The organism is Martinezella sp. CNPSo 3890 (assembly GCF_057784455.1).
In genome coordinates this window covers 104,727-118,359 of the sequence record NZ_JBXSOR010000002.1, presented here as the reverse complement: position 1 = coordinate 118,359, position 13,633 = coordinate 104,727, and the positions used below count along the sequence as shown (strand labels likewise).

The following is a 13,633-nucleotide window of genomic DNA, read 5'->3' as shown; positions in this document are numbered from 1 at the left end:
CTTCCTCGGGCAGTTCGTCGCCACACATTCCCCAGCGCTGTCTACTCTCGACACAACACCCCTCACTGGCCATTGTCGTTCGAAACGACGTTGCGTCTCCATAACCGCATCTCCTCAACTGCGCGGTGACACCAATCGATTAGGATACAGAAGGTTCCCGGTTCCCCGGCGGCCATTCATTTTCGAGAAAGTCAGGGTGTCACAGACGTCTTCGAAGGTGCGCTCCAGACCGCACCGCAGCCGGATTTTTTCCTGGTTGGGTCCCTGGAACATCGTTCAGCGGAGTTTCTTCCTCCTTTCATGCCAACAATGGTCCTGGGGAAGATAATGTCAGCAGGCGGAAGGTACTCACGCCCATATCAGGGCTTGCTGAGGAAATGGCGCACGACACTTCGAGGATGGCAACGCAGCGGCAGGGTCCGAATCCACGCAACATATCCGCGGCTTATAGGATGGGAGAAGATATGATCACATGCACCATTCACCAAGCCGAATTGATTTCGGCTTCGCCAATACCTCATGATCTGCTGCGAGCCGCCGGCCCCAAACACGTCCGCCGGAGCAATAATCCGGCCCGACTCAAGCCGTGCTCGAGGCAACATCAGAGCAACATCGACGCGCCCCGGTCGAGATAGGTATCGAGGAATTGCTCAAGGCGAGGATTTCTGGGCTTCTTGAAGACCTCCTGAGGTGGCCCGCTAAACAGCACCTTGCCGTGATCGAGAAAGATGATCTGCTGGCCGACGGTCGCGGCGAAGCCGATTTCGTGCGAAACGACAACCATGGTCATGCCCTCGGCCGCCAGGTCGCGCATGACGTTCAGGACTTCGCCGGTCAGTTCCGGATCGAGGGATGAGGTCGGTTCATCGAACAGCATGATCTTCGGCTTCAAAGCGAGAGCGCGGGCGATCGCCACGCGTTGCTGTTGTCCGCCGGAAAGCTGCGAGGGATAATGCCCTGCTCTCGCCTCGAGCCCGACCTTGACGAGTTGCGCCATGGCCGCATCCTCGGCCTGCTTACGGCTCATCTTGTGAACCGTCTTCAAGGCTTCGCTGACATTGCCGAGCGCCGTCATATGCGGCCAGAGATTGAATTGCTGGAACACCATGCCGATCTGGGCGCGGATCGAACGATTGGTAGTCGCCGAGACGCGTTCACGCCGTCCTTGAGCATCCTCGGTGAAGCCAAGGACCTCGCCGTTGATGGAGATCGTCCCGCGCGTCGCCTCTTCAAGGAAAGCCATGCATCGTAAAAGCGTGCTTTTGCCCGAGCCGGATGGACCGATGAGGCAGGAGACCTGCCCCGGCTCGATGGCAAGATCGATACCGTGAAGGACCGTGGTCTCTCCGAATGTCTTGATGAGATTCCTGACTTCTATAGCGGGGACGCTCATGCGTTGAAAAACCTGAATCTGGAAAGTTTCGTTTCGGCAAGGTTGCCAAGCCAGCCGGTGACTTCGACGAGCACCCAGTAGAAGAGCGCCAGGGCGGACAGCGCCTCGACGAAGGCATATTGCTGCGATCCGATCGCACTGAGCGTCGCCGTCAATTCCGGCACGGTGATGATGGAGAGGACCGCCGTCTCCTTCATCAGGATGACGGTCATGTTCACGCAGGGCGGCAGCACTAGCATCGTCATCTCCGGCAGGAGAATGCGCCTTATGATCTGCCCGCGCGTCAAGCCGACGCATTCGCCAGCCTCGATATGGCCTTTCGGCACGGCGCGAAATCCGGAACGGAAGATTTCGCTGAAATAGGCCGCGCCATAGATCGAAATGCCGATCAGTCCCGCCGGCACAGGATCGAGCTCGAGGCCAACGAAAGGGCCGCCATAATAGACGAGGAAAATCTGGATAAGAAATGGCGTGCCGCGCAGCACCGCCACGACGGCGCCAAGCACCTTGTCGACGACCACGCCGCCATATTGCCGGGCGACCGCCATCAGGAAGCCGATAATGGCAGCGGCGATGGTGCCCACGATCCAGATCATGATCGTGACGCCGGCACCGCTGAGGATGGCAGGCCATTGGCCGATGAGGACGTTGATATCAAAGGTCATCGCGCTACCCCCGGCAATCTGCTTTCGATCAAGCCGCCGGCAAGCGCCACCACCCAATTGATCACGAGATAGATGAGGCCAGCGGCCGCGAAGATCTGCAGCGGCAGGAAGGTGCTGCCGGCAAGATCCTGGGCCATGCGGGTGAGTTCGACGATGCCGACAACGGAGACCAGCGACGACGCCTTCAGGATAAGGATCGCCTCATTGACGAGAGCTGGGAATGTGAGACGCAGCGCGATCGGAACCTTGATGCGGCGGAATATCTGGCGTGGTGTCAGCCCGACCATTTCCGCCGACTCCACTAGGCCCAGCGGCACGCTGGCAAAGCCGCCACGCAGGTTCTCTGCCTGGTATGCGGCCGTGCAGAGCGACAGGCCGATGATGGCGGCAACGATGCTCGGCACGTTGAGGCCGATAGCCGGAAGCAGATTATAGATCAGCAGCAATTGCACCAGCAGCGGCACGCCGCGGAAAAAGCTGATGAAAAACTGGGCAGGTCGCACGAAAAGGCTACGCCCTGTCAGCAACATTCCCGAAATCAGGATCGCAATTGCAAAACCGATAAGGATCGAAACAAAGCTGATCGTCACCGTGTAGATGGATGCCTGCAGAAGCAATCCAAAGAGCTCGATGGACATTGTTAGGTGTTCGCCTGCGTGGTGACCAGGAAGCTGGGATCTCGCTCATCAGCCGTGCCCGGCAGCAAAGCGGGCACGGCCGATTTCCGAGGGCTGATCAGAATGCCGGGTCCTTGACGGCGTCAGGCGTGTCGAAGCTTGCGCCGAACCACTTCTTCTGCAGCGTCGCCATGCGGCCGTCAGCCTTGATCTTCAACATGGCTGCATCGATGGCGTCCATCAACGGTGCGTGATCGGCATCCTTCAAGCCGATGAAGCCGAAATAGGACTTCTTGCCGAAGGGCGGCAGCACGACTTCGAACGTGCCTTCACGCTGTTTGGCGACGAATGCAATATTCGGCAGCGAGTTGGCAACGCCGGCGATACGGCCGGCTGCGAGGTCGGCATAGGATTCGGTAAAGGCCGGGTATTCGCGGATATCGGCTTTCGTCGGCAGGGTGTCAGAAAACTCCTTCAGCTGATCGAGCTGCGCGGTTGCCTTGCCAACGCCGATCTTCTTGCCGGCGATATCTTCCGGCTTGCTGATCGTCTTGTCACCGGCCTTTTTCAGGATCGCGATGGTTGCTTCGGCCAGAGGCGGTGTGAAACGATAACGCTCCATGCGCTTCTTGGTGATCGTCGCCGGGCCGGCAACGACGTCGAACTTTCCAGCTTCAAGCGCCGGGAAAACGCCGTCCCATGGCAGCGTGACCCATTCGATCTTCACGCCCAGTTCCTTGCCGATCTCGTCGAAGAGGTCGACGTTCAAGCCGACATGCTTGCCTGCATCGATGAAATCGAAGGGGGCAAAGGCCGTCTCGGTGCCGACTTTCAGGGTGCCGGCGGCCTTGACGGCGGCAAGCGTGTCAGCCGCATGGGCCGAAATCGTTGCGCCAAACAAAAGTGCGGCGCCCACCAACCCCTTCAGAAGCGAATTCTTCCTCATGTCTTTCTCTCCAGTTTTGTGCCCTTCCTTTGGAAGGTTCAGGTTCCCCAAGCGTTGTCCCGTCCGGCCGATTTTTATGACCTTTTGTCTATACAAATAGATACAGCCTCGCCTACACTGTCAAATACAAAACATTACGAACGCAAGAATTATGCCGCATGATGCCCGATGGATTTGGCAGACGCGGTTTCCACGGACACTGAATTCATTGCCGGAGCAAGGCGAGCGTTGGTCCCAATTCATCAGAGAATTCTGAAGGATATAGAAAGCAAGATCATGAGCGGCATTTGGCCGCCGGGGCACCGAATACCCGTCGAGCATGAGCTGCTGAAAGCGTATCGATGCTCCCGGATGACCGTGAACAAGGCGCTTTCGACCCTGGCCGAGCGTGGCATGATCATACGCCGCCGCAAGCTCGGTTCCTTCGTCGCCTCGCGGCAAATCGACCGCACGGTGATGGATATTCAAGATATTTCCACGGAAGCGGAACTGGCGGGACACGAGCATAGCCACACGATACTGATGCGGAAGATCGAGAGGCTCGATGCCGCCACCGCGATGCGGCTCGGCGAAACCATGGGGGCGGAAATCCTGCGGCTCCACTGCTTGCACGCGGTCGACGGCAAGGCGAATACATTGGAGCGGCGCATCGTCATGCTGGACGTAGTGCCATCTGCAAGAACAGAGAGTTTCGCTTCGGTCCCACCCGGCAAATGGTTGCTGGAAAAGGTGCCCTGGTCAAAGGCTCGGCATGTCATTCGCGCCGTCTCGGCCGATGCCGCGACGGCGCGCCTGCTTGAAACCGAACGCGGCGAAGCCTGTCTGATGCTCATCCGTCAGACATGGCAGAGCAGTCGCACAGTCACCTATGTCGAGTTCATCCATCCCGGCGATCGCTTCCAGTTCGCCGGCGACTTTTATCCAAACGAGAGAGCCGTCACCGATCAACCGCCGCGGGGAGATGCCTCTTGAACGAGAAACACATCGGCAGGACTGCTCCGCTCAAAGGCTTGCAGGCTTTCGAAGCTGTCGGCCGTTGCGGCAGCGTGAACGCGGCAGCTTTGGAGCTGAAGGTTTCGCCCGGAGCGATCAGTCAGCAAATCCGCAAGATCGAGAGCTTTCTCGGCGTCACCTTGCTCGAGCGCAATGGTCGCACGGTGGAACTCACCCAATGGGGAAGGCTCTACCATCAGGAAATATCGAAGGGATTCGAGCAATTCGCGGTTGCTGAACAGGTCCTGGAACGGGCACGCAACGAAAATGCGCTTGTGCTGAGCGCGCTATCTTCGGTCGTCAACAAGTGGATTGGGCGGAGAATCTTCGACTGGCAGGCCCTGCATCCAAACGCGCATGTCAGGATCGTCGGCCGCGACAAGGAACCGCGCATGGGCTTCGACGACATCGATTTCCGCATCAGTTACGGATCGGACGTATTGCAGCATGAACATTATACGGAGCTGTTCCGCGATTGGGTGGTTCCCGCCTGCTCACCGGCATTGATCAAGGGCAAGGCGCCTTCCGCGGCGCAACTTCTTCAATATCCGCTCCTGCATGTCGAATGGGAGAGGCATTTCACGCCCTATCCGAGCTGGCTTGAATTCGCCGCGAAGACCGGGGCGGCGCTCGAAGAAACCACCGCGGGCCTTTCCTTCACCCTGTCGAGCAGCGCAATTGACGCCGCCGTCAACAAGCGCGGCGTGGTTCTCGCGCAGATGTCGATGATTGCTGATGAACTCGAGGCGCAGACGCTGGTCATTCCCATCGACATACGCATTCCCTTGCGCGAAAGCTATTTTCTCGCCTGGGATAGGGCGGCCTTGGAAAAACCCCACGGACGCCAGTTCCGCGATTGGCTTCTCACCATTTCTCGCCAGCAAGCCCTCATGTCGGCACCGACATCGACATTTTAGAAAAACTAAAACGGAACTCAGCTCCGCGATATTGATGAAATTTTGCGCCTGGCGATAATTTGTACATTCGCCGTCAACGGGACGGCGTGGCCGATATAAAGGGAAAATTCGATGGCGCGGACCGATAAGATGAAACTCGGAACTTTCGTCTATACGTTCGGCTTTCATCCGGCCTCCTGGCTACATCCGGCAAGCGATGTCAACGGCGCCAACGACTTCGCGCATCTGCTCGATGTCGCCAAGCGATCCGAAGCGGCCAAATTCGACTTCATGTTCATGGCCGATTCTCCGGCGGCCGCCGTCGGCGATCCCAATGCCCTCGCCCGCATCCCGACCAAGATGAACCGCTTCGAGCCGCTCTCGCTGCTTTCGGCACTGGCGGTGACGACCAACGATCTCGGGCTCGTGGCAACGGTCTCGACGAGCTACTATGAGCCCTACAATGTCGCGCGTCTGTTTTCCTCGATCGACCATCTGAGCAAGGGCCGCGCCTGCTGGAATGTCGTCACCTCTGACCACGACGAAACCGGCTACAACTTCAATCGCGAAGGGCTCGATCCGCACGCGCTGCGCTACGAGCGCGGCAACGAGTTCGTCGACGTCGTCTTCGGCCTTTGGGACAGCTTCGAGGAGGGCGCGCTCCTTCTCGATCGCGAAAACGGCGTCTACTATGACAAGGACAAGCACCACACGCTCAACCACAAGGGCAAGCATTTTCAGGTTCGCGGCCCCCTCAATATCGCCCGAACGCCGCAGGGCCGTCCTGTCATCGCCCAGGCGGGCGGTTCCGAACCCGGTATGGACATGGCTGCACGCACGGCCGAGATCGTCTTCAGCCTGGCCTCGAACATCGAGCGGAACCAGGCCTTTTACGAGAATGTCAAAGGCCGGATGGCTGCCTATGGGCGTGATCGCGACGACCTGAAAATCATGCCGGGCATCGTCATCAACGTCGGCGAAACCGAGGCCGAGGCAAAAGCGAAGGTGGACTACCTGATCGACAAGATGCATCCCGATGTCGGGCGGCTGATGCTCTCCGAGTTCCTGGAGGCGGACCTGCGCGGCGTGGCCCTCGATGAGCCCTTCCCGATGGACCGTCTGCCGGCGGCGCCAAAGGGATCGCGTGCCTTGTTCGACGAACTGGTGGATTTCGTCAAGAGCGGCCATACGGTTGGCGAGCTGATCCGACACTATGCCGAGAAGCACACCGGTAATGGCATAACGGGCACGCCTGCCCAGATCGCCGACTACATGGAGGAATGGTTCGAAACGCGTGCGGCCGACGGCTTTATCCTGATGTTTCCGACCCTGCCGTCCAGCCTCGACGATTTCGTGCGGCTCGTGCTGCCGGAGCTTCGCCGCCGCGGGCTGTTCCGCGAGGAATATGAGGGCAAGACCCTGCGCGAAAACCTCGGCATTTCGATGCCGGCAAACCGCTTTGCCAAGACGTGAGGGCCAGGCCGATGGGTAACGACGCTCTGATCAGCGACACGGAATTCAGGCTATCGATGCGTCATTTGGCCGGCGCGGTCAGCGTGATCACTGTCGGTGACGGCCAGGACCGTACCGGCTTCACCGCGACGTCGGTTTCCTCATTTTCGGCGGATCAGCCTTCCGTCATCGTCAGCGTTAACAGGACTTCTTCCTCCTGGCCAGCGCTGCAGCGATACGGCTGTTTCTGCGTCAACGTGCTTGCGGCCGACCAGCAGCACGTCGCGCAATCCTTTTCCGGCGTTGGCGGACGCAAGGGCGCCGACCGCTACGAGGGTGCCGAGTGGTATCGCCTAAGGACAGGCGCAGCCGCTCTTGAAAATGCCCTGACGGTCCTCGACTGCAAGCTCGAAACCACATTCCATCATCACTCCCATGCCATTCTGATCGGGCATATCCGTGCGATGGAAATCCGGCGGGACGCAAGACCGCTGCTCTACTGGCAGGGCGGCTATCATGACCTGCCGGCTGCTGCTGATCGCCGCCTAGCGGAGCCGATCCGGCAGTAGTCCGATGGAAGTGACATCGGCATTGGCAAAGGCAAGCCTAAGGTAGCGCTCTTGGCCCTCGCCGAAATATGCGCCTGGTATGCAGACGACACCGCGTTCCCTCGCGAGTTCCTCGGCAACCTCGGACGACGATCGGCCCTCGAAGGGATGGCGAACAAAGGCGAAATAGGCGCCGATCGCCGCAATCTCCCAACCCACCAGCCCGGAAAACGCCGATCTCAAGGCATCGGCCCGGCGAGCGATTTCCAGCCTATTGCCGGCCCGCCAATCGGCAAGGACAGGCAAAGCCGATGCAACCGCGATCTGAGCCGAACGCGGGGCGCAGATTTGCATATTGTCCATGACTTTCGCGATCTCAGCGACAAGCCCGAGGCCCGCCGTGACGGCGCCTAGCCGATGGCCGGGGATGCAGAAGGATTTCGAGAAGCTGTAGAGAAGGACAAGCGTATCCTCCCAGCCCGGCTCCGACAGCAGGGCGTGCGGCCTTCCGTAATCTTCGGCCAGGAAGTCGCGATAGGTTTCGTCGACGACCAGCCAGGCGCCGTATTTTCGGCACAGCGAGAAAAGCTCGTGAATCAGCTGAGGCGGATAGACTGCTCCGGTCGGATTGTTGGGCGTAACGACGGCAAGCATCTTCGCGCCGGCCGCAAGCACGGCTTCGGCAGAACCAAGATCGGGAAGAAAGCCGGTTGCAGGATCGCACTCGACCAGCCGCCGCCCAATCCCCAGCATCGACAGCGTCGTGTCGTGATTGAAATAGAAGGGATTGGTGAGCGCTACCGTATCGCCCGCGCCCGCAAGCGCAATCGCCGTGCACATGAACGCCTGATTGCAGCCGGCCGTGATATGAATATTGCCGGCAGATATATTCGCGCCGTAAACTGCTGCGACATGGGCGGCATAGGCCTGGCGCAGCAAAGGCTCCCCCTCGATCGGGCCGTATCCTGTCATCGCCTGTTGTGCTGCCGTCTCGCCGAGAAGCCGCAGCATCTCCGGGTGTGCGGGATAGCCGGGCACGGCCTGCGACAGATCGATGAGTGGCCCCTTCGATCCCTTGTATTCGCGGCCCCAGGCGACGACGGAAGGAATGGGCGGAGGCGAGAGGCGGGCAACGAGCGAATTGGATTTTGCAGCGGTCATATCGATTTCTCTTTGATACCGATTGCTACAACGATACCAATTGTTTTCTCAACCTCTTTGTTGAGCGGGACGAACCTCAAGCGGAGGCGCATGCGCATGGTGTGGGACAAGATGCGGCTCGAACAGCTGCGCGCGGAATTTGCAGACGCCAATGGTGGCGAGATATTCGACGAGAAGTTTCGCAAAGTGGCGGAGAAAATCATCTCCAAGAGCGGTACCAGACTGGCGCCATATGCCGGTGTGCCGACTTTCCTCAGCGCGCCCTACATGCAGGTCGCGGCCGACGAGCCTGACTTCGGCAATCTTCAGGTCGCGATAACGGGAATCCCGATGGATCTTGGCGTCACCAATCGCCCCGGCTCCCGCTTCGGACCGCGTGCTCTTCGCGCCATCGAAAGGATCGGTCCTTACAACCACGTTCTGGGAACGGCGCCGGTCTTCGATCTTCGGGTCGCCGACATTGGCGACGTGCCGTTCCAGAGCCGCTACCGGCTGGAACTCAGCCACGACGACATCGAGAAGCGTATCGGCCAGATCGTCGATGCCGGCGTCGCTCCGCTGTCGGTGGGTGGCGATCATTCCATCAGCCACCCGATCTTGAAGGCTGTCGGCCGGAAGGAGCCGGTCGGTCTCATTCATATCGATGCGCATTGCGACACCAGCGGTGCCTTCGATCAAACCAAATTTCATCACGGGGGACCGTTCCGCAATGCCGTGCTGGACGGCGTGCTCGATCCGACAAGGACAATCCAGATCGGCATACGCGGTTCAGCGGAATACCTATGGGAATTCTCCTATAAATCGGGAATGACCGTGATCCACGCCGAGGACCTCAGCGGAAAGGGGATGGAAGCCGTCATCGCCAAGGCCAAATCCATCGTCGGCGACGGCCCGACCTATCTCTCCTTCGACATCGACAGCCTCGATCCGAGCTTCGCGCCGGGCACGGGCACGCCCGAGATCGGCGGATTGACGACGCGCGAAGTTCTTGAGTTGATCCGCGGGCTGAAGGGCGTGAACCTCGTGGGCGGCGACGTCGTCGAGGTCGCACCGCAATATGACGCAACGACCAACACAGCACATGCCGGAGCCCAGGTGCTCTTCGAGATTCTGAGCCTCATGGTGTTCAGCCCGTCGATCGGCGGACGCTGAATGTTGCGGACCAATCCGCGCGAAGTCCGCGAATAATCTCCAGCAACGTCGCCGCAGGCAGACGAGAGGACCGCATAACGGAATTCAGGACGACAATCAGCTTTCCCTGTGAAACAGGCGCTGGTGGAGAAGTCGCCCTGGCGCCCATGTCACTGGCGCTCGTGATAGCTAGACAGATGCAGAGGGGTGGCGTTAAGCTTTGGCTTTGTAACGGCGACACCAGAAACATGAACATGATTGGATCCCCCGGGAAATCGGGAGAAGACAACGAGGAAAAGATACTGACCAATCCGGCGCGGCTTGGAGGCCGTCTAAGGCTCGCCAGGCAAACCCGGGGCTTGACCCTTAAGGCTCTCGCCCTGGCCGCGGATTGCTCTGAAAGCCTTTTGTCGAAAATTGAAAACGGCAAGGCTTCGCCCTCGTTACCGATGTTGCATAGGCTTGTCGGTGTTCTGGGTACGAATATTGGCTGGATGTTCGAGGAGGCCGACGGTGAAGAGGGCATCGTCTTCCGTTCCGGGACAAGGCCTTTGATTGGACTCGACCCATTGCGCAGAGGGGAAGGCATATCTCTCGAACGGATAATCCCCTATTCGCAAGGCCATCTGCTTCAATGCAACATCCACCACATTGAGGCTGGCGGCCAAAGTGCCGGGCCGATCCAGCATGTCGGCGAAGAGGTTGGATACGTTCTTGCCGGCGAGATCGAACTGATGGTCGGGGAACGGACATTCCGGCTTTCCATCGGCGACAGCTTCGTCTTCAATTCCGAGCTGCCCCATTGGTATCGCAATGTGGGAGCGGATCGCGCAAGCATCTTCTGGGTCAATACACCGGCGACCTTCTAGCGCCGCCACCGTCCTCAAAGCGAACTTGCGATCATCTTCAAAGCCACAAATTCAAGTCACTTGACAAGCATTCAAGTTACTTGAATACTCCCCTTGCAATCCAAAAACATGGGGAACGATCATGCATCTCAAGAAATACCTGTTCGGTTGCGCGATTGGCGCGACCGTGGCACTTGCCTGCGGTGCCGGCGCCGCGATGGCGAATACGCTGGCTCTCGTGACGATCAACCAGCAGGCTCTCTTCTTCAACCAGATCAATGACGGCGCCAAGGAGGCGGCAAAGAAAGCCGGCGCCGATCTCGTCATATTCAACGCCAACAACGTGCCCAGCGCGCAAAATGACGCCATCGAGAACTACATCACCCAGAAGGTCGACGGCATCATATTGGTCGCCATCGACGTCAACGGAGTGAAGCCTGCAATCACCGCCGCCAAGAAGGCCGGCATTCCGGTCATCGCTATCGATGCCCAGATCCCGAACGGCGACAACATCGCCTTCGTGGGTGTCGACAATACCAAGGCGGGTGAGCAGATCGGCAAGTTCTATTCCGATTACGTCAAGGACAAGATGGGCGGCAGCGCCAAGGTCGGCGTGGTCGGCGCGCTCAATTCCTTCATCCAGAACCAGCGTCTTGATGGATTCAAGGCGGCGGTAAAGGCTGGCGGCCAGAAGGTCGATTTCCTCGATACCGTGGACGGTCAGAACGTCCAGGATGTCGCCCTCAGCGCGGCGGAAAATCTCATTACCGCCAATCCCGACATGACGACGCTGTATGCGACCGGCGAGCCGGCACTCCTCGGCGCCGTTGCGGCTGTCACCAGCCAGGGCAAAACAGGTAACGTGAAGGTCTTCGGCTGGGATCTGACCAAGCAAGCGATCGAGGGCATCGATCAGGGTTGGGTGACGGCCGTTATCCAGCAGGATCCGGCCGGCGAAGGTAAGGCGGCCGTCGAAGCGCTCGTCAAGGTGAAAAAGGGCGAGAAGATCGATCCGATCATCAACGTGCCTGTCACCATCGTCACCAACGAAAATGTCGACAAGTTCCGGGGCATGTTCAAATAACCCCCCCGCATCTCGTCACGTCATGGCCGATCGCATCGGCCATGACGTTGTGGCATCATGGCTAAGGCCATTTCCGCAAGGCAGCATTGATATGACAAACGCTGATACCTACCGCGTCAGGATGACCGGTATTTCCAAACGCTATGGCACGATGCAGTCGTTGGACAATGTGTCGTTGACCTTGAAGCCGGGCGAGGTCCTCGGCCTCGTCGGTGACAACGGCGCCGGCAAATCGACCTTGAGCAAAGTGCTTTCGGGCGCGGTGATCCCGGATTCAGGAACGATCGAGATCGACGGAAAACCCGTTTCCTTTGCCTCGCCCGCTGATGCGCGCGCCGCGCATGTCGAGATGGTCTACCAGGACCTGTCCCTTTGCGACACCGTCGACGTGGCGGGAAATCTTTTTCTGGGGCGTGAACCGAAATGGAAGCTTGCGGGCATTCCAATCCTCGACAAGAAGACCATGCATGAACGGGCGCGCCATATGCTGGAAGGGCTTGGCATTGTCATACCGGACACACGTCTGAAGGTCGAAAATCTCTCGGGCGGCCAACGTCAGTCGATTGCTATTGGACGCGCAGCGTCATTTAATCCCTCGGTCCTCATCATGGACGAGCCTACGGCGGCCCTGGCTGTTGCCGAAGTCGAGGCGGTGCTGGAGCTCATCCGCACGGTCAGCGCCCGCGGCGTCAGCGTCATTCTGATCACGCATCGGCTGCAGGATCTCTTCCTCGTCTGCGATCGCATCCAGGTGATGTATGAGGGGCAAAACGTCGCCGAGCGCCTTATCGCCGAAACGAATATCGAAGAAGTCGTCAACCTGATCGTCGGTCGCAAGTTCTCCGCGCGCTCGGCCGGCCAACATACCGAGCGAGGCGCTTCCATATGACCATGACATCCTCTCACGCCCAAACCGACACGTCGTCTCGGCTGCGGAAGGCTCGCCTCTACGACAAGGCGATAGCCAATGGCGGCATTGTTTCAATCGCCCTGTTTTTCATCGCGGTCTGCATTTTCTTCTCCCTCTTTACAAATGTCTTTCTGACCGCTCCCAATCTCTTGAACGTGGTCAGACAATCCGCCCCCTTGTTGATCGTGGCGGCGGCCATGACCTTCGTCATCACGACAGGCGGTATCGATCTTTCGGTTGGATCCGTATTGGCCCTTGCAGCAACGCTTTCGGCCGCCTGCCTGCAGGCAGGAATCGCGTGGCCGATTGTCGTTGTTTTGATGATGCTCCTTGGCGCGGCGACCGGATTAATCCAAGGATATTTCATCGCCTATGAGCGGATCCCCGCCTTCATCGTCACGCTGGCCGGACTATCGGTCATCAGGGGGCTGGCGCTGCTTATCACCGGTGGCTATTCGATTCCGGTCGATCCGCAGAGCCCGTTCACCGCGATTGGCCAGGCGTGGTTCGTTGGCATCCCTGCCCCCGCGATGATCGCGATCGTCGCCCTTATCGCGGCCTATATCGCCTTCAACGAAACGCCGTTCGGGCGATACGTCACCGGCATCGGCGCCAATGCCGAGGCGGTGCGCCGGGCCGGCGTCAACACGCGGCGAGTCACCCTATTCGTCTATGTGATATCGGGCGTGGCAGCCTCCGTCGCCGGCATCATTCTTGCCGCGCGCCTGGGGTCCGGTTCCTCAAATGCCGGGCAAGGCTTCGAGCTCGATGTCATCGCCGCGGTTGTACTGGGCGGTACGAGCCTGTTCGGCGGGCGCGGTTCAGTGGTCGGAACGGTGCTCGGCGCACTGACGGTTGCCGTCATCGCCAACGGCCTGATCCTCTCGCACATGTCGCCCTTCTTCACGCCGATCGTCACCGGGGTCATCATCCTCGTGGCAATCTGGTTGAACTTCCGCCTTTTCAAAGGCGCGATAAGAGGCCGCTGA

At 59.2% G+C, this 13,633-nt stretch carries 14 protein-coding genes; 9 read left to right on the top strand and 5 right to left on the bottom strand.

Going from position 1 to position 13,633, the window contains the following annotated elements; all coding sequences use genetic code 11:
* Positions 1–601: 601 nt before the first annotated feature.
* The 4 genes from AC13RC_RS06720 to AC13RC_RS06705 all read right to left on the bottom strand — a co-directional run bounded on the left by AC13RC_RS06720 (position 602) and on the right by AC13RC_RS06705 (position 3,621).
* Positions 602–1,393 carry an amino acid ABC transporter ATP-binding protein gene (locus AC13RC_RS06720; RefSeq protein WP_069614159.1) on the bottom strand — a complete coding sequence of 264 codons (792 nt, stop codon included), beginning with the start codon at positions 1,391–1,393 and terminating at the stop codon, positions 602–604.
* Positions 1,390–2,058, bottom strand: a complete 669-nt coding sequence (locus AC13RC_RS06715) for an amino acid ABC transporter permease (protein WP_069614158.1) — start codon at positions 2,056–2,058, stop codon at positions 1,390–1,392. The genes AC13RC_RS06720 and AC13RC_RS06715 overlap by 4 nt, the downstream gene beginning before the upstream one ends.
* Positions 2,055–2,696, bottom strand: a complete 642-nt coding sequence (locus AC13RC_RS06710; RefSeq protein ID WP_069614157.1) for an amino acid ABC transporter permease — start codon at positions 2,694–2,696, stop codon at positions 2,055–2,057. The genes AC13RC_RS06715 and AC13RC_RS06710 overlap by 4 nt, the downstream gene beginning before the upstream one ends.
* A 97-nt stretch (positions 2,697–2,793) precedes the next feature.
* Positions 2,794–3,621, bottom strand: coding sequence for a transporter substrate-binding domain-containing protein (locus AC13RC_RS06705; protein WP_113331814.1), 828 nt, complete (start codon positions 3,619–3,621; stop codon positions 2,794–2,796).
* 228 nt (positions 3,622–3,849) lie between these two features.
* Between AC13RC_RS06705 and hutC the strand changes: the two genes are divergently transcribed.
* From hutC to AC13RC_RS06685, 4 genes are all read left to right on the top strand, one after another.
* Positions 3,850–4,593, top strand: coding sequence for a histidine utilization transcriptional repressor HutC (hutC, locus tag AC13RC_RS06700; RefSeq protein WP_488556790.1), 744 nt, complete (start codon positions 3,850–3,852; stop codon positions 4,591–4,593).
* Entirely contained in the window at positions 4,590–5,531 is a 942-nt protein-coding gene (locus tag AC13RC_RS06695; RefSeq protein ID WP_113331813.1) for a LysR family transcriptional regulator, read from the top strand. Before hutC ends, AC13RC_RS06695 begins: the two co-directional genes overlap by 4 nt.
* Before the next feature lie 111 nt (positions 5,532–5,642).
* Entirely contained in the window at positions 5,643–6,983 is a 1,341-nt protein-coding gene (locus tag AC13RC_RS06690) for an LLM class flavin-dependent oxidoreductase (RefSeq protein WP_113353002.1), read from the top strand.
* A gap of 11 nt (positions 6,984–6,994) precedes the next feature.
* Positions 6,995–7,531: a flavin reductase family protein gene (locus AC13RC_RS06685; protein ID WP_488556789.1), complete on the top strand. Its 537-nt coding sequence runs from the start codon at positions 6,995–6,997 to the stop codon at positions 7,529–7,531.
* On the opposite strand, the gene AC13RC_RS06680 is transcribed toward AC13RC_RS06685, so the two are convergent.
* On the bottom strand, positions 7,508–8,671 hold the full coding sequence (locus AC13RC_RS06680) for an aminotransferase (RefSeq protein WP_488556788.1): 1,164 nt from the start codon (positions 8,669–8,671) through the stop codon (positions 7,508–7,510). The genes AC13RC_RS06685 and AC13RC_RS06680 overlap by 24 nt on opposite strands.
* A 96-nt stretch (positions 8,672–8,767) precedes the next feature.
* Between AC13RC_RS06680 and speB the strand changes: the two genes are divergently transcribed.
* The 5 genes from speB to AC13RC_RS06655 all read left to right on the top strand — a co-directional run bounded on the left by speB (position 8,768) and on the right by AC13RC_RS06655 (position 13,633).
* Positions 8,768–9,823 (top strand): agmatinase, encoded by a 1,056-nt coding sequence (gene speB, locus AC13RC_RS06675; RefSeq protein ID WP_488556787.1) that lies wholly within the window; start codon positions 8,768–8,770, stop codon positions 9,821–9,823.
* A 233-nt stretch (positions 9,824–10,056) separates the two neighbouring features.
* Complete coding sequence (locus AC13RC_RS06670) at positions 10,057–10,671, top strand: cupin domain-containing protein (protein ID WP_113388679.1); 615 nt, start codon at positions 10,057–10,059, stop codon at positions 10,669–10,671.
* 121 nt (positions 10,672–10,792) lie between these two features.
* Positions 10,793–11,734 (top strand): ABC transporter substrate-binding protein, encoded by a 942-nt coding sequence (locus AC13RC_RS06665; RefSeq protein ID WP_488556786.1) that lies wholly within the window; start codon positions 10,793–10,795, stop codon positions 11,732–11,734.
* Between the two features lie 91 nt (positions 11,735–11,825).
* Positions 11,826–12,623, top strand: a complete 798-nt coding sequence (locus AC13RC_RS06660) for an ATP-binding cassette domain-containing protein (protein ID WP_113353532.1) — start codon at positions 11,826–11,828, stop codon at positions 12,621–12,623.
* 2 nt (positions 12,624–12,625) lie between these two features.
* Complete coding sequence (locus AC13RC_RS06655) at positions 12,626–13,633, top strand: ABC transporter permease (RefSeq protein ID WP_488557038.1); 1,008 nt, start codon at positions 12,626–12,628, stop codon at positions 13,631–13,633.